The sequence below is a fragment of the Aminobacter sp. P4_D5 genome, from assembly GCF_056401815.1.
Genome location: NZ_JBFUIP010001080.1, coordinates 1 through 586, shown reverse-complemented (window position 1 = coordinate 586; position 586 = coordinate 1). Strand labels below are relative to the sequence as shown.

Genomic DNA, 586 nt, shown 5'->3' with positions numbered 1-586 from the left:
TCGGCATGCTGAACGTCATCAACTTCGCGCATGGCGCGCAGTTCATGATGGGCGCCTTCGTCGCCTGGATGCTGCTCGAATATGCGGGGCTCAACTACTGGTGGGCGCTGGTCCTGGCGCCCCTCCTCGTGGGAATCTTCGGTGTGCTGCTCGAACGCACGATGATCGCGCGATTGTACAAGCTCGACCATCTCTACGGCCTGCTGCTGACCTTCGGCCTCGGCCTCATCATCGAGGGCGTGTTCCGCAACCAATATGGAAGCTCGGGCCTGCCCTACCGCATCCCGCCGCAACTCTCCGGCGCCTGGGATCTGGGCTTCATGTTCATGCCGGTCTATCGCGGCTGGGTCGTCGTCGTCGCGGCCGTGATGTGCCTGGCCACCTGGCTCGTCATCGAGAAGACCAAGATCGGCAGCTACCTGCGCGCCTCCACCGAGAACGCGGCGCTCGTCCAGGCCTTCGGCATCAATGTGCCGCGGCTCATGACCCTGACCTACGGCGCCGGCGTGGCGCTGGCCGCCTTCGCAGGCGTGCTGGCGGCGCCGATCTACTCGGTGAACCCGCAGATGGGCTCGAACCTCATCAT

The 586-nt window shown here is 64.7% G+C and carries 1 protein-coding gene; it reads left to right on the top strand.

Annotation, left to right across the window (positions count from 1 at the left end; all coding sequences use genetic code 11):
• A partial coding sequence (locus AC1DWF_RS36765) for a branched-chain amino acid ABC transporter permease (RefSeq protein WP_476843359.1) occupies positions 1 to 586 on the top strand: 586 nt, incomplete at both ends.